The sequence below is a fragment of the Accumulibacter sp. genome (assembly GCF_029255145.1).
Taxonomy (GTDB): domain Bacteria; phylum Pseudomonadota; class Gammaproteobacteria; order Burkholderiales; family Rhodocyclaceae; genus Accumulibacter.
On record NZ_JAPUVQ010000145.1, the window covers coordinates 1 to 19,191 of the forward strand.

General features: G+C 63.6%; 16 protein-coding genes. 6 read left to right on the plus strand and 10 right to left on the minus strand.

Annotated elements, in window-relative coordinates:
• Positions 1-120 precede the first annotated feature (120 nt).
• The 5 genes from ilvN to Q1L50_RS17975 form a co-directional block, all read right to left on the minus strand.
• The gene (gene ilvN, locus Q1L50_RS17955; RefSeq protein ID WP_300341448.1) at positions 121-429 is read right to left on the minus strand and encodes an acetolactate synthase small subunit; all 309 of its coding nucleotides are present in this window, start codon (positions 427-429) and stop codon (positions 121-123) included.
• A 3-nt stretch (positions 430-432) separates the two neighbouring features.
• Entirely contained in the window at positions 433-2,115 is a 1,683-nt protein-coding gene (ilvB, locus tag Q1L50_RS17960) for an acetolactate synthase large subunit (protein ID WP_300341450.1), read from the minus strand.
• 431 nt (positions 2,116-2,546) lie between these two features.
• Complete coding sequence (locus Q1L50_RS17965; protein WP_300341452.1) at positions 2,547-3,821, minus strand: cation:proton antiporter; 1,275 nt, start codon at positions 3,819-3,821, stop codon at positions 2,547-2,549.
• A 367-nt stretch (positions 3,822-4,188) separates the two neighbouring features.
• Entirely contained in the window at positions 4,189-4,650 is a 462-nt protein-coding gene (locus Q1L50_RS17970) for a CBS domain-containing protein (RefSeq protein ID WP_300341453.1), read from the minus strand.
• Between the two features lie 107 nt (positions 4,651-4,757).
• A complete protein-coding gene (locus tag Q1L50_RS17975; RefSeq protein WP_300341455.1) occupies positions 4,758-5,393 on the minus strand; it encodes a c-type cytochrome in 636 nt (211 codons plus the stop codon).
• Positions 5,394-5,513: 120 nt separating this feature from the next.
• Between Q1L50_RS17975 and yihA the strand changes: the two genes are divergently transcribed.
• The gene (gene yihA / locus Q1L50_RS17980; protein WP_300341457.1) at positions 5,514-6,224 is read left to right on the plus strand and encodes a ribosome biogenesis GTP-binding protein YihA/YsxC; all 711 of its coding nucleotides are present in this window, start codon (positions 5,514-5,516) and stop codon (positions 6,222-6,224) included.
• Between the two features lie 181 nt (positions 6,225-6,405).
• Positions 6,406-7,422: a porphobilinogen synthase gene (gene hemB / locus Q1L50_RS17985; protein WP_300341459.1), complete on the plus strand. Its 1,017-nt coding sequence runs from the start codon at positions 6,406-6,408 to the stop codon at positions 7,420-7,422.
• On the opposite strand, the gene Q1L50_RS17990 is transcribed toward hemB, so the two are convergent.
• From Q1L50_RS17990 to argB, 4 genes are all read right to left on the minus strand, one after another.
• Complete coding sequence (locus Q1L50_RS17990) at positions 7,419-8,483, minus strand: acyltransferase (RefSeq protein WP_300341461.1); 1,065 nt, start codon at positions 8,481-8,483, stop codon at positions 7,419-7,421. The genes hemB and Q1L50_RS17990 overlap by 4 nt on opposite strands.
• A gap of 6 nt (positions 8,484-8,489) precedes the next feature.
• Positions 8,490-11,723 (minus strand): PAS domain S-box protein, encoded by a 3,234-nt coding sequence (locus Q1L50_RS17995; protein WP_300341631.1) that lies wholly within the window; start codon positions 11,721-11,723, stop codon positions 8,490-8,492.
• 200 nt (positions 11,724-11,923) lie between these two features.
• Positions 11,924-12,589: a pyrimidine 5'-nucleotidase gene (locus Q1L50_RS18000; protein WP_300341633.1), complete on the minus strand. Its 666-nt coding sequence runs from the start codon at positions 12,587-12,589 to the stop codon at positions 11,924-11,926.
• Positions 12,590-12,602: 13 nt separating this feature from the next.
• Positions 12,603-13,490: an acetylglutamate kinase gene (gene argB / locus Q1L50_RS18005; protein WP_300341462.1), complete on the minus strand. Its 888-nt coding sequence runs from the start codon at positions 13,488-13,490 to the stop codon at positions 12,603-12,605.
• A 16-nt stretch (positions 13,491-13,506) separates the two neighbouring features.
• Here argB and Q1L50_RS18010 point away from each other — a divergent pair, with 16 nt between their 5' ends.
• Both Q1L50_RS18010 and gluQRS read left to right on the plus strand, forming a co-directional pair.
• Positions 13,507-13,656: a hypothetical protein gene (locus Q1L50_RS18010; RefSeq protein WP_300341464.1), complete on the plus strand. Its 150-nt coding sequence runs from the start codon at positions 13,507-13,509 to the stop codon at positions 13,654-13,656.
• A complete protein-coding gene (gene gluQRS / locus Q1L50_RS18015) occupies positions 13,646-14,599 on the plus strand; it encodes a tRNA glutamyl-Q(34) synthetase GluQRS (protein ID WP_300341466.1) in 954 nt (317 codons plus the stop codon). Before Q1L50_RS18010 ends, gluQRS begins: the two co-directional genes overlap by 11 nt.
• On the opposite strand, the gene clsB is transcribed toward gluQRS, so the two are convergent.
• Positions 14,596-15,756 carry a cardiolipin synthase ClsB gene (gene clsB, locus Q1L50_RS18020; protein WP_300341468.1) on the minus strand — a complete coding sequence of 387 codons (1,161 nt, stop codon included), beginning with the start codon at positions 15,754-15,756 and terminating at the stop codon, positions 14,596-14,598. The two genes, gluQRS and clsB, sit on opposite strands and share 4 nt — an antisense overlap.
• 543 nt (positions 15,757-16,299) lie before the next feature.
• Here clsB and nirJ point away from each other — a divergent pair.
• Positions 16,300-17,496 carry a heme d1 biosynthesis radical SAM protein NirJ gene (nirJ, locus tag Q1L50_RS18025; RefSeq protein ID WP_300341470.1) on the plus strand — a complete coding sequence of 399 codons (1,197 nt, stop codon included), beginning with the start codon at positions 16,300-16,302 and terminating at the stop codon, positions 17,494-17,496.
• Complete coding sequence (locus Q1L50_RS18030; RefSeq protein ID WP_300341473.1) at positions 17,493-19,094, plus strand: nitrite reductase; 1,602 nt, start codon at positions 17,493-17,495, stop codon at positions 19,092-19,094. Before nirJ ends, Q1L50_RS18030 begins: the two co-directional genes overlap by 4 nt.
• The last annotated feature ends 97 nt before the right edge of the window (positions 19,095-19,191 follow it).

Below are 19,191 nucleotides of genomic sequence, written 5' to 3' on the forward strand. Positions count from 1 at the left end.
CCCACAGTAGGGAAAATGAGGGGAAAACCCTCGGAAAAGCCGGAAAATCACGAAAATCCGGCTTGATTGTTGCGTATGGTGAAACGCGCCGGCTTAGCCAGCGTGAAGTCCGACAGGCTGCTAGAGGAAAAACTCTTCGAGCCGGACAAAGACCTCGTGCTCGGCACCGTGCCGACGGACGGCGAGAACGTCCTCAAGCTTCTCTACCTGCTTGACCATCTGGTCGAGGCGCTCGTCTTCGTTAACCAGCAACCAGATGCGACTGGTCACGCCGCTACCGACGGGCATCACCAGGATGCCCTCGACGTTGTAGGCGCGGCGAGAAAACAGACCGACGACGTGCGACATGACGCCGGCGTGATTGTTGACATCCAGTTCGAGCACCGTGCGAGCCACCGCCTGGTTTTCCATTCGTGAGATCGAGTTCATCAGTCAGCCTCCAATCATGTCCTTGTTGGCGGCACCCGGCGGCACCATCGGTAAGACCTGTTCGTCGATCGCGATGCTGACGTGGATCAGCATCGGACCGGGTGCCGACAGCGCTTTGGCCAGCGCCGCGCGCGGATCACTTTCCTGATCGAGGTCGACGGCTGCCACCCCGAAGCCCTCGGCGACCCTGACGAAGTCGGGCATACCCTTGAACTTCGACGCGTAAATCCGCTCGCCGTAGAACATCGTCTGCTGCTGGAAGACCAGACCCAGCGATGAATTGTTCATCAGCACGATCTTGACATTGACCTGCTCCTCGGCGGCGGTGACCAGTTCCTGGATGTTCATCAGGATGCTGCCGTCGCCGGTAAAACAGACGACCGTCCGGTTCGGCTCGGCCAGCCCCGCGCCGATTGCCGCCGGCATCCCGAAGCCCATCGTTCCCAGGCCGCCGGAAGTCAGCCACTGCCGCGGCCGGTGCAGGGGATACGCCTGCGCCACCCACATCTGGTGCTGCCCGACGTCGGTGATGATCGTCGCCTGATCGTCGAGGCAATCGGCCACCGCCCGGATCAGCCCATAGGGCGTGCGCGGGTTGTCGATCCCGGGCATGCGCAGCGGATACGCCTCTTTCAAGCTTCCGACGCGCGACAGCCAGACCTCTCGCCGGCGCGTCTCGATGCTCGGCAGCAGCGCCTGCAGGACAGCGCGGACGTCACCGGCGATACCGATGTGCGCGGTCTTGATCTTGTCGAGTTCCGACGGATCGATGTCGATATGGACAATCCTCGCCTGCGGACAGAAGCCTGCCACCTTGCCCGTCGCCCGGTCGTCGAAACGAGCGCCGACGGCAATCAGCAGATCGCACTCGTCGAGCGCGAGGTTGGTGCAGCGTGCTCCGTGCATGCCGAGCATGCCCAGCGACAACGGATGGTCGACGGCCATCGCACCGAGCGCCATCAAGGTCATCACCGTCGGCAGCCCGGCCTTTTCGGCCAGCGCCACGGCATCTTCGGAAGCACCCGAGTGCACTACCCCGCCGCCGAGATAAAGAATCGGTTTGGCGGCATCGTTGATCATCGCCGCGGCTGCGGCGACCAGTTCGACCGCCGGCGTGGGAACCGGCGCAGCGCCACCCGGCTCGGGCCACTCGCTGACTTCAACCAGCTGATTCTGCACGTCCTTCGGGATGTCGACCAGTACCGGGCCCGGGCGACCCGAGGCGGCAATCTGGAAGGCACGTGGAACGACGTCCAGCAGCTCCTCGGCCGAGCCGACGAGGAAGTTGTGCTTGGTGATCGGAATGCTCAGGCCATAGGTATCGACCTCCTGAAAGGCGTCGGTACCGATCATCGCCCGTGGCACCTGCCCGGTGATCGCGACCAGCGGAATCGAATCCAGCTTGGCGTCGGCAATCGCGGTCAGCAGATTGGTCGCACCGGGGCCTGAAGAAGCCATGCATACCGCCGGTGTGCCGGTGGCGCGGGCCATTCCCTGCGCCATGAAGCCCCCCCCTTGCTCATGCCGCGCCAGAACGTGATGAATCAGCGCTGACTTGGACAAGGCGTCATAGATCGGCAGAATCGCCCCGCCGGGGATGCCGGCCAAGGTTCGAATGCCCTGCCGTTCGAGCAGGCGCACGACGATCTGCGCTCCGGTCAGGGTTTCGGGTGTTTGCGTGGACAAGGGACTCTCCTTCAAGAAGAACTGCTGCGGTCGCCGGGCGTTGGTCCAGAAATGCGAAACCCCCGCCCGGCTTGCACCGGCGGGGGTTTCTGGAATCTGCTGTCGTTTGCTGCGTCTCGACTTATTTTTTCCCGGCCCGCCACGGTGCGTCAGGTAGTACGCGTACGGAAGCTACCGAGCACGAAGCCGCAACGACGAACACGGAAGCTGCCGAAAGCTGGAAAGCGTCAAATCCCTCGGAGCGCAGCATGGAAGTCAGGTGGAAGCCAACAAGGCGAGGGCACAATTAGAACCGAGCACCAGGAAAAATGCAAGCACCTTGGTGACCGTCGATGGCCACCAAAAGCGCACGAGCAAACCGGCGCGGCTGAAAGTCCCCCCTACGCTCGTTGACCACACCGGCGCTCGCCGAGCAGCTGCCCCAGACCGGCTCACGCCCGCTCGCCCGACTCCCGAATGACTTCGGCGCCGGCCGTAGGGGGTGCCTGGTCAGCGGGGGATGGCAAAGACCGCACTTGACCTGGCGGACGGACCGTCTGGCGGCGACCGACCTGGAAGCTGGCGACCAGAATCAGCGCCGACGAGATCAGCACCACCAGCATCACCGAGCCATTCAGATAGCTGGGCAAGGAAAAGGCCTCCCGGACATGCAGAAAGAGCAGGACGGTGATCAAGCCGCGTGGGGCGATCCACATCAAGGGCCGCGCAGCGGCCGCACCCACTATCACCCGCAGCAGCAGCAAGCGGCTGCCATAGACCACCGCCAACACCAGCGCCGCGGCGATCCATGCGGACGGCGAAGCGAGGTCGGACAGATCGGTCCAGTAGCCGAGCAGCACGAAGAAGAAGCCGCGAACGACAAAGGTCAGTTCGACCACCAGCGTCCTGAATTCGGACAGAGTGGATTCGTAATCGTCACTGACCCAGGCTCTGATTGGCCGGAAGCGAGTGACCAGCGATGGCTTGTTGAGCAGCAGCCCCAGGAACAACACCATGATCAGGGGCGAGAGGTGCAGCAGTTCGCCCGTGGCATACAGCGCGAACAGGCCCGCCAGTAGCGGCACGAAGCGGATCGGACCAGCGACGCGCAGCAGCAGTACCATCAGCGCCAGCGCACAGAGCACGGACAGCAGCAGCGACAGGATGCCTCCGCCCAAGAGCGCCAACACCGCGCCCTGGACACTGCCGTCCGAATGCAGCAGCGAAAAGAACACCAGAACGCCGATGATGTCCGACATCGAACTCTCGTAGACGATGAGTTCGCGCGCCTTCGGCGGGAGGAAGGTGCTTCCCGGGATGGCTACGGCGCTGCTGATGACTGCTACGGAAGTTGCCAGCAGCACCGCCTGTACCGCGCCGAGCCCCAGCACCAACCTGCCGACACCGGCGAAGACAAGTACGCAGATCAGATAGCCGGCGGTCGCCAGCATGAAGGTGGCGCCGATCAGGCGCAGGCGCTGGCGCCGCAATTCGATGTCCAGAGCCCCTTCCAGCACGATCAGCACCAGGCCGATGGTGCCGATGATCGGCACCAGGGTGCCGGCCCAGCCAAGCGTCACCCCAAGGGAGTCGAGGATCGGTCTGGCCAGGAGGCCGCTGGCGACCAGAACGATGACCGATGGTACGCCCCACCGCCGACAGAGTCGCTCGACGGCGAACACGATGAGCAGGAATATGGAGGCGCTGAGGATGGTGGGATAAGTCATGGGTCGATTCGATGGACATCCGCGAGCGACGGTGCCGACGCGCCGCCAACGCGGTGCTGCCGGTGGTCAACGAGCAGGCGATTCCGGTTACTCCTGGCCGCCGCCAAGGGGAGCGCTATGGTCGTCTTCTGCGGCAACGTGGGTCCGGCTTCAGGGCTTCACCTCGGCCCCGGCAGGGTGTGCTGCCCGTCACGGACTGGTGGTGGAAGGGGAACGGCCGGCGGCCACGCGCCTACCCCTCAAAACGGGACGTTGTTGCCACGGCGAACGGCCCGGCAGAAGTGCGACACAAGAATTGTGTAGAACCGCGCCCCACACCAGCGCTCGTGATCCGCGCGACCGTCTGCGGCGGCGGCCCGCGACAGCGCTAGTCCGGGAGTATGGGCTCGGAGATCGCAGAGCCGCTGATGTACTTGCCCAACTCGTCGATCAGGAACTGCTGCGCGCTGATCGTTTCCTTGACCACATCGCCGATCGAAACAACGCCGAGAATCCTGCGGTCGCCGTCGAGAACCGGCAAGTGACGGAAGTGCCGGTCGGTCATCAGCGCCATGCACTCGTCGACCGTCCGGTCCGGCGTCACGCACAGCACCTTGTCGGTCATGATCTCGCGAATCGGGGTTTCTTTCGAGGACTTGCCGAAGAGGATCATCTTGCGAGCGTAATCACGCTCCGAGAATATGCCGAGCAGGTGGTCCCCGTCGACCACCAGGACCGCACCGACGTTGTGCTCGGCCATCACCTGCAAGGCCTTGAAAACCGCGTCGTCTGGCGAAACGGTTACCAACGGCCCACTCTTGCTGTCGAGGATTTGCCTGATTGTTTTCATTGAGCGTCCTTTCTGGTCAGGAAGTCAGCAGTACCATACTAGAGCGTCCGGCGCTCAATGCCAAGCGGCGTCAATGCGCCATCGCCACTGACCAGCGGCAGCTGCTGCTAGCGCAAGCCGGCAACGTACTCGGCGACGGCATGGATCTGAGCGTCCGACAACTTGCCGGCAATGACTCGCATCATTTTTTCCGAATCGTTGGCTCGCTCGTGGCTTCTGAAGGCCATCAGCTGACTCACTGTGTATTCCGCGTACTGTCCGGCCAGCCGCGGATACTGTACCGGCAGGCCGGCGCCGCTCGGGCCGTGACAGCCAGCACATGCGGGGATGCCCTTTTCGAAGTCGCCCTTGCGCCACAGCGTCTGGCCCTCGGCAAGCAGTTTTTCATCCTTGGCCACCGAGGGTTTCATTTTTTGCTGGGAAAAATAGACTGCCAGACTCTTCATGTCTTCGTCCGACAACGCCGCGACCATGCCGCCCATGATCGCGTTATTGCGTACCGGCGGCTTTCCGTCTACTGACTGGAAATTGCTCAGCTGCTTGTGCAGATACTCGGGGATCTGGCCAGCAAGGATCGGATTGGGCGCTGCCGGGCTGTTTCCGTCGGCGCCGTGGCAGCCGACACAAACGCCCTCGGCAATTTCCTTGCCTTTTGCCGGGTCGACCTTGGCTTTGGCCGGTTCTGCTGCGAGGGCGGGGAAACTGGCGGTCAGGATCACCGCTAGTGCCATTGTACGAATCATGTCCAAACTCCCATTGACAACGGTGACTGATCTTGGCCCGGAGAAGGCAGGCAACAAACCTGATATTCTATATCAGTTTGCTGTTTGCACGTGCCCGTCCCTCCTCACTCCGGTTACTCGATGCCACTCTTTCAGACAGCCGTTTTCACGACGACCGTTGCCGACTTGCGCGATCTGCCGACCGATTCGCAGTACGAAGTCGCGTTCGCCGGGCGCTCGAATGCCGGCAAGTCGTCGGCGATCAACACCCTGGCCAACCACACGCGTCTGGCGTTCGTCTCCAAGACACCGGGACGCACGCAGCATCTCAATTATTTCCGGCTTGAGGAAGGCAAGTACTTCGTAGATCTGCCAGGCTACGGCTTCGCCAAGGCGCCGGAAGAAATCCGTGACCAGTGGGAGGGCCTGCTTGCCCCGTACCTGCGCTATCGTGAAGCGCTTTGTGGTCTGGTGCTGATCATGGACAGTCGCCATCCGCTGACCGAACTCGACCTGCAGATGCTCGGCTGGTTCGCGCCGACCGGCAAGCCGATTCACGTCCTGCTGACCAAGGCTGACAAACTGAGTCGCCAGCAACAGGTGCTGACCTTGCGCGAGGTGCGGACGGTGCTGACGGGAATCGCCGGCAACTGCACGCAGCAGCTGTTTTCAAGTCTGAAAAAGTCGGGCGTGCAGGAAGCGGAGACGATCCTCGGTGCATGGCTGGGCCTGGCGAGCAGGGGAGAGCGGCCACCGCCGACCGGGCTGGCCGGCGAGAAGACGGCACGCCCGAAGAAGCGCAACGCCATCGGCTGGAGCGCGCGACGGCCCTGCAGCAGAGGCAAAGGGTAAAAAAAACCCCCGGCCAAGGGGGGCCGGGGGCAACATGCCTTACAGGAATAAGGCACCCGCTCAGGGAGGTGAAGCGGGGGATGGCGAGGCCATCCGAGTGATAAGAGCAGAGGGCCCGGCGATAGTTCCCTGCCCGGCCGGTCTTTTTGTCAATTGTCTCGATCTTGTCGAAACGGATTCCATGGACAGCAAAGGAAACTTCCCCGGTACGCGCCTGCGCCGCATGCGCCGTGACGATTTCTCGCGTCGCCTGATGCGCGAGTCGCGGCTGACGGCAGACGACCTGATCTATCCGGTGTTCGTTCTCGACGGCGCCAGGCGCCTCGAGCCGATCGCCTCTATGCCCGGCATTGAGCGGCAAAGCCTGGACCACTTGCTGAAGACAGCGGAACAGATGCTGGCACTCGGCGTCCCGGCACTGGCCGTGTTCCCGGTGATCGACGCTGCCGGCAAGACTCCGGCGGCCGAAGAGGCTTACAACCCGGATGGCCTGGTGCCGCGGGTGGTCACGGTGCTGAAGAAAGAGTTTCCCGAGCTGGGGGTGATTACCGACATCGCTCTCGACCCCTATACCAGCCATGGGCAGGACGGGCTGATCGACGCTGACGACCCGTCGGGTTATGTGTTGAACGATGAGACGCTGGAAGTTCTAGCCAGGCAAGCACTGGTGCATGCACAAGCGGGTGCCGACATCGTCGCGCCTTCGGACATGATGGACGGCCGGGTCGCCCGGATTCGCCGCGAACTTGACGCGGCGAAGCTGGTGCACACGCGCATCCTGGCGTACTCGGCCAAGTACGCTTCGAGCTTCTACGGTCCGTTCCGCGACGCCGTCGGTTCGGCTGGCAACCTTGGCAAGGGCAGCAAGCACACCTATCAGATGGACCCGGCAAACACCAACGAGGCGCTGCGCGAGGTCGCGCTGGACCTGGCTGAAGGCGCTGACATGGTGATGGTCAAGCCGGGGATGCCTTATCTCGACATCGTCCGCCGCGTCAAGGAAGAATACCGGGTCCCGACCTACGTTTATCAGGTCAGCGGCGAGTACGCGATGCTCAAGGCCGCCGCCCAGAACGGTTGGCTGGACGAGAGAGCGTGCGTTCTCGAGAGCCTGCTGGCCTTCAAGCGAGCGGGTGCCGACGGCATCCTGAGCTACTTTGCGTTGTCTGCCGCCGCGTGGCTGAAACCTTCCTGTTAAGTGGCCACCCATCGCAGTCGCCGAAACCCGCGTTGCGCCGGGCTTTCGACGAAACGGTAGAACAGCCCCCCGGCGGCCAGGCTGGCCAGCCAGGCGACCAACACGCCAGCCAGTTTGACCGTCGGATCGGGCATGCCAAAGCGCGAGAACAGCCCGTTGATCACCAGGCAGACCGGAAAATGGATCAGAAAGACGGAATAGGAGATCGTTGCCAGGTAGGCGACCACCCGCGACCTGGGCCAGCTTTCGAGAACCCCGCTGCGGCGGGCCAGGCCTAGCGCCAGGCCAACCAGTAAGGCCACGGCGATCCGCGAGCGGTAGTCGACGAACAGTGCGGCAACCACGCTGGCGCCGATCAGCAGCAACCATCCCGCCGCCCGTTGCCGATTGCTCGCCCAGTAGGTCAGTGCCCCCAAGGCATAGGAACCGAAGAAGTAGATCGCCCAGGCGTCCCAGGCCGAATCGCGGTTGAAGTGGTACAGCGACGCCAGCGCCACCAGGCCTACCAGCAGTGCGCCGACCAGTGGCGCGCCGACCCGGCGACCCAGGCGGCGGGCCAGCCACAGGATCCCGAGCAGCAGCGCAAACAGCTGGAAGTCGATCGCGATGTACCAGACTCCCGCCGACAGTCCTTCATAGCCCAGAACGTCCTGCAGCAACAGCGCGTGCGCGGCAACCTGCGGCAGCGTCGGTCGTCCGGGAATCGAGTCATGCGTCATCAGCAAGCGGGCGATCGCTGCACAGGCGATGGCCACCAGAACCGCCGCCAGATACGGGGTGACCAGCTTCAGGTAACGTTTGCGCAGCAGCCCCAGCGGCTGCGACGATAGCAGCGTGCCCGCCGGAGCGAGACTGCGCGCGGCAAGAAATCCACCAATGACCAGAAATGCCTGCACCGCGCTGCGTGCGTCCTGGCTCAGCCAGGAAAACAGGTCAGGAGCCAGCGAGTAGGCCTGGTCGGACATCGGCCCGTAGAATGCCAGATGGTGCAAGACGATCAACTGCACGGCCACCGCCTTCAAGGCGTCGACAAACGCCAGCCGCGAAACCGTTTCAGCCATCGGTGCTCATTCCCCGAGGAAACGCTGCTGGTAGTCGTCGAAAGGCATTGGCCTGCCGCACAGGTAACCCTGCATTTCGTCGCAGGCTTCGCCAGTCAGGAAGTCGCGCTGCGCGTCGGTCTCGACGCCTTCGGCGATCACCGTCAGCTGCAGACTGTGGGCGAGCGCGATGACCGCCCGGCTGATCGCCTGATCTTCGATGTCCGCCGGCAAGCCGCGAACGAAACTCTGGTCAAGTTTCAGCTTGTTCAGCGGCAGGCGTTTCAGGTACGCGAGCGACGAGTAACCGGTGCCGAAGTCGTCGATCACCAGGTTGAGCCCCATTGCGCGCAGGTTGTCAAGAACCTGAACGCTGCTCTCCGCGTGACTCATGATTGCACTTTCGGTAATCTCCAGTTCGAGAAAATGCGCTGCCAGCCGCGAGGATTCGAGCGTCTTGCGGGCGGATTCCTGGATGCGGCCGCGCGCGAACTCGGCGCCGGAAACGTTGATCGATAAGACCCCGGGGTTGAGGCCGGCGTCGACCCAGGCCGCCCACTGGCAGCAGGCGGTGTACTGGACCCATTCGCCAATTGGGACGATCAAGCCCGATTCCTCGGCGAGTTTGATGAATTCCCCCGGCAACACCAGCCCATGTTCCGAATGCTGCCAGCGCACCAGCGCTTCGGCGCCGACCACTTTGCCGGTGGTCAGCGAGAACTGCGGCTGCAGGAACACCCGCAGCTCGCCACGATCGATTGCCCGGCGCAGGTCGGTCTCCATTTGTAGACGCGCCAGCGACGACTGGGTCAGATCCTTGGTGAAGAACTCGTAGGCGTTGCGGCCACTATCCTTGGCCCGGTACATGGCCACATCGGCGTTCTTCATCAGTGTTTCGCCGTCGTCTCCATCCTGCGGAAAGAGGCTGATGCCGATACTGGCGCCGACGAAGAACTCATGCTCTACCGTCACCGGCGAACCCTGCAGGGCGTTGAGAATCTTGTCCGCGATGTGCGAGACGGCCGAAGGCTCGACGAAGTCCTCGATCACGATCAGGAACTCGTCGCCGCCGAGGCGCCCGACGGTGTCCGCTTCACGCATCAGTCCACCAAGGCGTCGCGCGACCTCGCACAGCACGCGGTCACCAACCTCGTGACCGAGCGTATCGTTGATATTCTTGAATCGATCGAGATCGATGAAAAGGACCGCCAGCCCCTTCCCGTCGCGGCGGGCGCGTTGCAGGGCCTTGCGCAATCGGTCACCGAGCAGCAGCCGGTTGGGCAGGCCGGTCAGCGAATCATGGTGTGCCTGGTGATCGAGCTGATCGTGAGCCCTGCGCAGTTCGGTGATGTCCGAAAAGACGCCGACGTAGTGCGTGACCTGACCATCATGGCCCTTGACGGCACTGATCGTCAGCGACTCCAGGAAGGCCTGGCCATCCTTGCGCCGGTTCCAGATTTCGCCCTTCCAGCGCCCGCTGGCGACCAGCGTCCGCCACATCTTGCGATAGAACTCGGCATCCTGCAGTCCTGAATGCAGCATCCGCGGGTTGCCGCCGACGACTTCGTCTTTGGCGTACCCCGTGATCTCCGTAAAAGCGCGGTTCACGTTGACGATATTGCCGGTCGGGGAGGTGATCGTGATTCCTTCGGCACTGCAGTCGAAAACCGTCGCCGCCTGCTGCAGGTCGGCCTCCATCCGCTTTCGCTCGGTGATATCGAGCATGATCCCCACCAGGCCGCCGCCGCACTCCCCGGGCGAGCCATAGATCGCCTTGTGGAAGACGACATCGCGGTACTCGCCGTCGGCGCGCAGCACCCTCGTCTCGTAAACCTGCGAGCCGGAACGCTGAAACAGCTCCTCGTCGGCTGCCCTATAGCGGTCGGCGAGTTCACGCGGCGCAACGTCGTAGACCGTCGCCCCGACCACGGCCTCGCGGGGCTTGCCGAGCATTTCGAGGAAGGACTGATTACAGCCCAGATAGCGCCCAGCGCGGTTCTTGTAGAACACCGGCCCGGGAATTGCCTCAACCAGCTGCTGCATGAAATGCAGTTGCCTCGAGAGTTCAAGAGTACGCTCGGCCACCCGTCTCTCGAGTTCGAGATGGCTTTCGCGCAGAGCCTGCTCGGCGGCGCGGCGGGCGGTGATGTCCTCGAACAGCCAGACGTGGCCTTCGTCCGCGTTTTCCGGATCGAGCAGGCTGCCGGTGACCTGGCACCAGATGGTCGTTCCATCCGCCTTGCGGTACTCGATCTCGCCGATGAACCTTCCGGACGCGGCAATCGCCGAGTACACCCGCTCGCCCGCTTCGAGCCATGCGCTTTCGCTGGCGAAGCAGACGCGGGTGGAGCGACCGAGCATTTGCCCCGGCAGATAACCGAAAATCCTCTCGAAACTCGGATTGCAGCGCTGGATGACGCGTTCGCGAACAAAGGCGATGCCGATCGGGGCGCGTTCGAAGATCAGCGTCTGCTCGCGCAGCAAGGCATCCATCGCCCGGCTCGCCCGGCGCTTCTCGGTTACGTCTTCGTAGAGCCAGATGTGGCCGTCGTCAGGCTTCGCCGGGTTGATCATGCTGCCGGTGATGTCGCTCCAGATCGGCGTACCATCGCGGCGATAGAAGGCCGTCTGCCCGCGGTAGATACCGGTTGCAGCGATCGCCGCATACGCCCGACGGCCGGTTTCCAGCCACGCCTCGTCGCTCGGGTAGTAGAGTCGGGTCGACTGGCCGACGAGTTCGTCCGGCGTGTACCCCATGATCTCGGCAAAGCGACGATTGCAGCGCTGGATGACGCGCTCACGCAGGATCACGATGCCGGTCTCGGCGTTCTGAAAGATGAGCTGCTGCTCGCGCAACAGGCGCGCGTTCGCCTCGCGTGCTGTGGCTTCATGCGTGATATCGCGAACAATCCAGACCGACCCTTCGCTCGGCACGTCGGGGTCGATGGCACGCGCAACCAGGTGGGCAATAAACGTGCTGCCGTCACGGCGCGCCAGTTCGGTTTCGAGGTCGAGGGTCTTGCCATCGCGCAACAGCTGCCTGGCCTTCCGGCGCAGCGCATCGCAGGCCTCGCTGTTCGCATAGAACACCAGGTCATCCTGACCAACGAGTGTTTCCGCCGGCCAACCGAAAAGCTCCTCCGCGCGCGGGTTGCAGCGATATACCCGACGATTGCGCGTGCACACCACCGCGATCCCCGAATGTGCGAGGATCGCCTGGTGTTCAAGCAGCTGCTGTTCCAGTGAAGCCGAGTCTCGCATGTGCACCGACCAAGAGTTGCCTCGCGCGAAGTGTACACGACAGCGCCGGCCATCGTGTGCGGAACGTCACGCCATCGGCCGCACCCACTGACGCGCACCGGCACGAGCTTTGACGGATGGGCCAGGCTCGCGGCGAGCCAGGGGACCTGTGGACAATCGTCGATGGCGACTGTGCTCTGGCCCTTCTCGCTACGCACTCCTCAAGCCAGCGAATCCCGCCGCCACAAGCGTGGCAGATGACGCGGCAGGTCGAGAATCGAGACCAGTCTGACGTCCACCCACCCCGGCAGGCGCGTCGCCGCACTTGGCCAGACGGTCTTCATGCCGAGCCGTTTGGCGGTTCGGAGATTGGATAGCACATCGTCGACCATGATGCAGCGCCGTGCGTCAAGCCCTTCGCTGCGCAGCAAGCGACGGAAGCCCGCAACCGCTGGTTTGGGTTGAAAGCGGATGCGCTCGACCGAGTACACGGCGTCGAAGCAGCTCCTGATTCCGGTCAGTTCGAGCACCGCCTCGCTGTAACGCGCCGGCGCGTTGGAGAAAACGATCTTGCGCCCCGGCAGGCGGCCAAGCATCGCCCGCAGACCACGGTCGAAGACCAGCATCCGCCGGAGGTCGGGAAACTGATGGGTATGCCAGAGAAAGTGCCGCGGATCGGCGCCGTGATGCCGCATCATGCCGAGCAGGGTCGCGCCATAGCGCTGCCAGTAGTCCTGGCGGATGCGGGTCGCTTCGTCCTCGTCAACTCCCAGCGACTCGCGGATGTACGCCACCATCGAGCGGTTGATGTGCGGGAAAATGTGCGGACTGGCGTCGTGCAGCGTGTTGTCGAGGTCAAACAGCCAGACCGGTGGCGGGCTGCTCAGCGGGATCTCCTGGTCAGTGCGAGTTGATCATTGTCCCGACCCCGTGATCGGTCAGGATTTCGAGCAACAGCGCGTGTTCGACCCGGCCATCGATGATGTGCACGCTCCTGACGCCATTGCGCGCCGCGTCGAGCGCTGAGCTGATTTTGGGCAGCATGCCGCCGGACAGCGTGCCGTCAGTGACCATCGCGACAATCTCTTTCGGTGTCATGCCGGTGATCAGCTTGCCGCTCTGATCAAGGACGCCAGGGGTGTTGGTGAGCAGCACCAGCTTCTCGGCCTTGAGGATTTCGGCAATCTTGCCGGCGACGACATCGGCGTTGATGTTGAAGGTTTCTCCGCCCTTGCCGACACCGATCGGCGCGACGACCGGGATGAAGCCACCTGCCTCGAGGTGCCCGATCAGCGATGGATCGATCTGGGTGATGTCCCCGACCTGACCAACGTCGATCAGGTCGCCGGTATGGTCATCGTTCGCCAGCAGCAGCTTCTTGGCGCGAATGAAACTGCCATCCTTGCCGGTCAGCCCAACCGCCTTGCCACCGGCCTGATTGATCAGGTTGACGACGTCCTTGTTCACCTGACCGCCGAGCACCATCTCGACAATCTCCATCGTCTCGGCATCGGTGACGCGCATTCCCTGGACGAAGTGACCCCTCTTGCCGACCCGGGCAAGCAGGCTTTCGATTTGCGGCCCACCGCCGTGCACCACCACCACGTTCATTCCGACCAGTTTGAGCAACACGACGTCACGCGCAAAGCACTGCTTGAGATGCTCGTCGGTCATCGCGTTGCCGCCGTACTTGACGACGATCGTCTTGCCGTGGAAACGTTTGATGTACGGGAGAGCCTCGGCGAGAATGGCAGCTTCGTTGGCAGGGGTGAACAAACGACCGCTCATGGCTGGAGTCCTTGTAATGACCGGCGGATCTTACGCGGCGGCGGTGGAAAAACAAAGGCGCCCGGTGATCAGTGCCGAGCCGCGCCCCGGGACGGCCACCCGGCGCGCGGCGAACAAATCGGCTGGCGACACGAGTGCCAGCCAGGAACGTGACGATGACTTCTGAGGAACGCGCGCAGAGTGGCCACGCCGCAAGTGGCGAAGGTCCCCGCTCACCCTATCGCGGCCGTTTTGCGCCTTCGCCGAGCGGCCCCTTGCACTTCGGTTCGCTGGTCGCTGCCTTGGGCAGTTATCTCGATGCCCGCGCCAACAACGGCCAGTGGCTGCTGCGCATCGAAGACGTAGACCAGCCACGGACGGTGCGCGGTGCAGCGGACCACATCCGGCGGACGCTCGAACGCTTTGGCTTTGCCTGGGATGGCGAAGTCCTGGTCCAGAGCCGTCGCCTCGACTTCTATCACGCCGCATTGGTACGCCTGCAACTCGACGGCGACGTCTACCCCTGCGCCTGCTCGCGGCGCGAGATCGCCTCGCACTCGCCACCGCGCTCGGTCGATGGCGCGCTGGTCTACCCCGGAACCTGTCGTGCTGGTCTGGTCGGCGGACGAGCGGCGCGCGCCTGGCGTTTGCGCCTGCCGGACCAGGTCGTCGCCTTTGACGATCGGGTGCAAGGCCCCATGCAGCAGAACCTCCAACGCGCGGTCGGCGACATCATCCTGCTGCGCGCCGACGGGCAGTATGCGTACCAGCTGGCGGTGGTCGCCGACGACGCGGCACAAGGGGTCAACGCCGTCGTCCGCGGCGTCGACCTGCTTGATTCGACGCCACGCCAGATCTGGTTGCAGCGGCGCTTGGGGCTGCCGACGCCGACTTACGCCCACCTGCCGGTGGTGACCAATGCGGCGGGCGAGAAGCTTTCGAAACAGACGCGGGCAAGCGCAGTCGACCCGGCGGCGGGCAGCGCGCTGCTATCGGCGGCGCTGCATTTCCTGGGCCACCCGGTGCCGGCGGAAATCAGTGCCGGACCGCTTGGCGACTTCTGGCGCTGGGCGATCGCCTCCTGGTCGATCGATCGCGTACCCGCGTTACGCGGCGTTTGTCCCGGCTAACGCTTGCCACCGTAGCCGACGATACCGACCAGTACTCGCACCAGGTTGTAGCTGACCCAGCGCAGCAGGCGGGAAGGCCACGGCAAGCGCTTCCAGCTGTCGACCGGCAACTCGCGCGCACCATTCAGCATTGCCTGATCAAGACTCTGCCGCAGCGTTTCGGCAAACACTGGATCCTTGACGACGATGTTCGCCTCCCTGGCCAGCAACAGGCTGAAGGGGTCGATATTCGACGAGCCGACGGTTGCCCAGTGGCGGTCGATGACCGCCACCTTGGCATGCAGGAAACTGCGCCGGTACTCGAAAATGCGGATGCCGGCTCCCAGCAATCGGCCATAAAGCGCCTGCGTGGCATAGTGCAGCAGGCGGTATTCGATCCGCCCCTGCAGCAGGATGACCACCCGCACGCGACGCTTCGCGGCGCTCTGCAGCGCTTTCCGGAAGCGCCGCCCGGGCAGGAAATAGGCGCTGGCGAGAAGGACGTCCTCTTGCGCCGCGTCGATTGCCTCGAGGTAGGCCTCCTCGATGTCACGCCGGTGGAGAATGTTGTCGCGCACCAGAAAGGCCGCGGTCTGCTCGCCGCGCACCTCCGGGTCGATCGGCGAGCTACGGGTCAGGCGATAGCGGCGATTGAGCTTCGCCCACAGCACGATTTCCCACAAGCGGTGCTGCGCGTGCTGAATCGGCGTCAGTAGCGGCCCTTCGACGCGAACCGCATAGTCGTAGCGTGGCGGGATCTGGTACGGGGTATTGAGATCGTCGATGACATTGATCCCGCCGACGAAAGCGATTTCGCCATCGATCGCCGCCAGCTTGCGGTGCAGACGACGCAGTCGATGGCGCCGCAACTGAAAGCGGGCAATGTCGGGCCGGTAGATCATCGCCTGGACACCGGCCTCGACCAGCGCCGGCTGCAGGCGATCGGCAAACTCGCGGGCGCCGAAACCGTCCACCAGAACGCGCACCGTGACCCCGCGGCGCGCGGCATTGCTCAGGGCCTCGGCGACCGCGCGGCCGGTGGCATCATCCTCGAAAATATAGCTTTCGAGGTGCACGTCACGTTGCGCCCCGTCAATCGCCCGGATCAGTTCCGGAAAGTACTCGGCGCCGCTGTTCAACAGCGTCAGCCGGTTGCCCGATATGAATTTAGCGGCCATCGGGACGGTGGCAGCGCGCGCAGTACTTGGTGACCATCATGCGCCAGGTTAACGTCGAAAAGCCTTCATGAAACGGCAGGTTGCTACGCGCGAAGGACTCGCCGTCGGGGTCGGCGAGGCAATGCGATATTTACAACAGTTCAGCGGCGCTCGTCCAGCCCTGTGCACGGCTGCGGCAGCACCAGAAGACAGCAATCGCAGCCAGCGAAGCAAGGGGCCAAACTCGGAGCGGTACTGCAGGGCTGGCTACTGCCGACGGGAGGGGTCCTTCGCAACCCTTGCGGTCGTCTGACGGGCGAGGGACGGCCGATATCGGATCGGCGCGTGCGGAGAACGAGCGGCGAGCGAAGTGGCCAGCACAACGGGTGCTTGCCCGCCGGGGACGCGCGGGGGAGAATACGTCGTCGGGGCTGCCGCTTGCTAGCCGGCGGTCGCGGACACCGGCCAGGCGCCCGACGCCGGATCAGGTGAGGCTTGATCCACGTCAAGGCCACCCGGCCGGGCCTGCTCTCTAATACGCGGTCTTCTATCAGGGGCTGAACGATGTTTCGGATCTCCCAGTACATGCAGGAACTCGGTGCTCCAAGGCAGCCCGGCCCGAAGCAGAACCCGCCGGCGCCGGTGGTGATCTGGAATCTCATCCGCCGCTGCAACCTGACCTGCAAGCACTGCTATTCGATTTCCGCCGACAAGGACTTCCCCGGCGAGCTGACGACTGACGAAATCTTCATCGTGATGGATGACCTCAAGCGCTTTCGTGTGCCGGTGCTGATTCTGTCCGGCGGTGAGCCCTTGCTGCGACCGGACATCTTTGCCATTGCGCAGCGGGCCAAAGCGATGGGCTTCTACGTCGGTTTGTCGTCGAACGGGACGCTGATCGACGCCTCGAACATCGAACACATCGCCGCGTGCGATTTCGACTACGTCGGCGTTTCGCTCGACGGCATCGGTGCCACCCACGACAAGTTCCGGCGCATGGAAGGCGCCTTCGACGCCTCCTTGAAAGGCATCCGCCTGTGCCGCGACCTCGGCCTGAAGATCGGCGTTCGCTTCACGATGACCCAGGACAACGCGCATGACCTGCCACGGCTGCTCGAACTGGTCGAGGACGAGGGGATCGACCGCTTCTACTTCTCGCACCTCAACTATGCCGGCCGCGGCAACAAGAATCGCAAGGACGATGCGCAGCACAAACTGACGCGGTGGGCGATGGATCTGCTCTTTGACACCTGCTGGGAATACCAGCAGCGTGGCCTGCACAAGGAGTTCACCACCGGCAACAACGACGCCGATGGCGTCTACTTTTTGCACTGGGTGCAGAAGAAATTCCCCGACAGGGCGGCCAACATCCGCGCCCGCCTGGCGCAGTGGGGCGGTAATTCGTCCGGCGTCAACGTGGCCAATATCGACAATCTCGGCAACGTCCATCCCGACACCATGTGGTGGCATTACAGCCTGGGGAACATCCGCGATCGACCGTTTTCGGAAATCTGGATGGATCTTTCCGACCCGCTGATGGCCGGTCTCAAGCAGTCTCCGCGCAGCGTCTCGGGACGCTGCGGCGATTGCCAGCACTTCGACATCTGCAACGGCAACACCCGCGTCCGTGCCCAGCAACTGACCGGCGACGCCTGGGCCGAAGATCCCGGCTGCTATCTCGACGATGAGGAAATCGGCGTCGAATCGGGCCACGAGCGCCTGCGCGTCAGCCCCTACATCCGCTTGCGGAGGGCTTCATGACCTGGCTGCGGGGCTTTTCCGTCTGCTGTTGGGCGGTGTTTCTTGGCGGCGCCTCATCACTGGCCAGCGCCGCGGGACCGACCGGCAACGCCGCCGCACTGTATCAGGAACATTGTGCCGCGTGTCACGGCGAAAGCCGCTTTGGCGGCATTGGTCCGGCGCTGCTACCGGAAAGCCTCGAGCGACTGCGCAAGCCGGAAGCGCTGAAGGTCATCGGCGAGGGGCGGGTGGCGACCCAGATGCCGGCTTTCGGCGACAAGCTGAGCGCCGACGAGCTGGCGCAACTTGGCGACCTGATCTACAGCAAGGTGACCCCGGCGCCGGTCTGGGGCGAAGCGCAGATCCGCGCTTCGCAGATGGTCAACGCTGACGCCGCGAACCTGCCGGCGCAACCCGGCCCCGGGCTGCGGGGAGCCGACCCGCTCAATCTCTTCATCGTCGTCGAGACCGGCGACCATCATGTGTCGCTGCTCGACGGCGACAAGCTCGAGCGCCTGTACCGCTTTCCCAGTCGCTACGCGCTGCACGGCGGGCCGAAGTTCTCGCCAGACGGGCGTTTCGTCTATTTTGCTTCGCGTGACGGCTGGATCACCAAGTTCGACATCTACAATCTCATGGTCGTCGCCGAGATCCGGGCCGGCCTCAACACGCGCAACGCGGCCGTCTCGGGCGACGGCAAATGGGTGATGGTCGCCAACTACCTGCCGCACAGCCTGGTGCTGCTCGACGCCGGGGACCTCTCGCTGGTGAAGGTCATCCCGACACTGAATGCTGCAGGCGACAAGACTTCGCGGGTCTCGGCGGTCTATGACGCGGCGCCGCGCAAAAGTTTCGTGGCGGCCTTGAAGGACGTTCCCGAAGTCTGGGAGATCAGCTACGACCCCGAGGCCGAACCGGTTGCCGAAGGACTGGTACACGACTTCCAGTACAAAGAGGGCCACTTTACGCCCGGCATGTTCTACCCGCGGCGAACCCTGCTCAAGGACTATCTGGACGACTTCTTCTTCACCCAGACCTACCACGAGATCCTCGGCGCGTCGCGCTCGGCGAGCAAGGGACAGGTGATCTTTCTCGACGGCCGCAAGAAGATCGCCGACCTCGACCTGCCGGGAATGCCGCATCTCGGCTCCGGAATCACCTGGAAGTGGAAGGACCCGGCTGGTCGCGAACGGACGGTAATGGCCTCACCAAACCTAAACGAAGGGGTGATCACCGTCATCGATCTGGGAACCTACCAGATCATCAAGGAAATCAAGACCCTCGGACCGGGTTTCTTCCTGCGCAGCCACGAGAACAGTCGCTATGCCTTTACTGACTCGATGATGAGCAAGGAACACAAGAACGCGCTGCAGGTGATCGACAAGCAGACCCTGGAGGTGGTCGGCCAGATCGAGGCCGCGCCCGGGCAGACGCTGGCGCACGTCGAGTTCACCCGCGACGGCCGCTACGCGCTGGCCAGCCTTTGGGAGTTGGAAGGCGCGCTGATCGTGATCGACGCCCAGACCTTGAAAGAGGTGAAGCGCATCCCGGCCAAAAAACCGGTCGGCAAGTACAACGTGTGGAACAAGATATCGCGCTCGGAAGGCACCAGTCATTGACGGCGCCCGCGTCACGCCTGGCGTCGGCGCGCCGCGAAGTGCGCTCTGCCTGCCCAGCGACGACGCTTACTGGAGCAGATGCGTTGAAAGGACCATC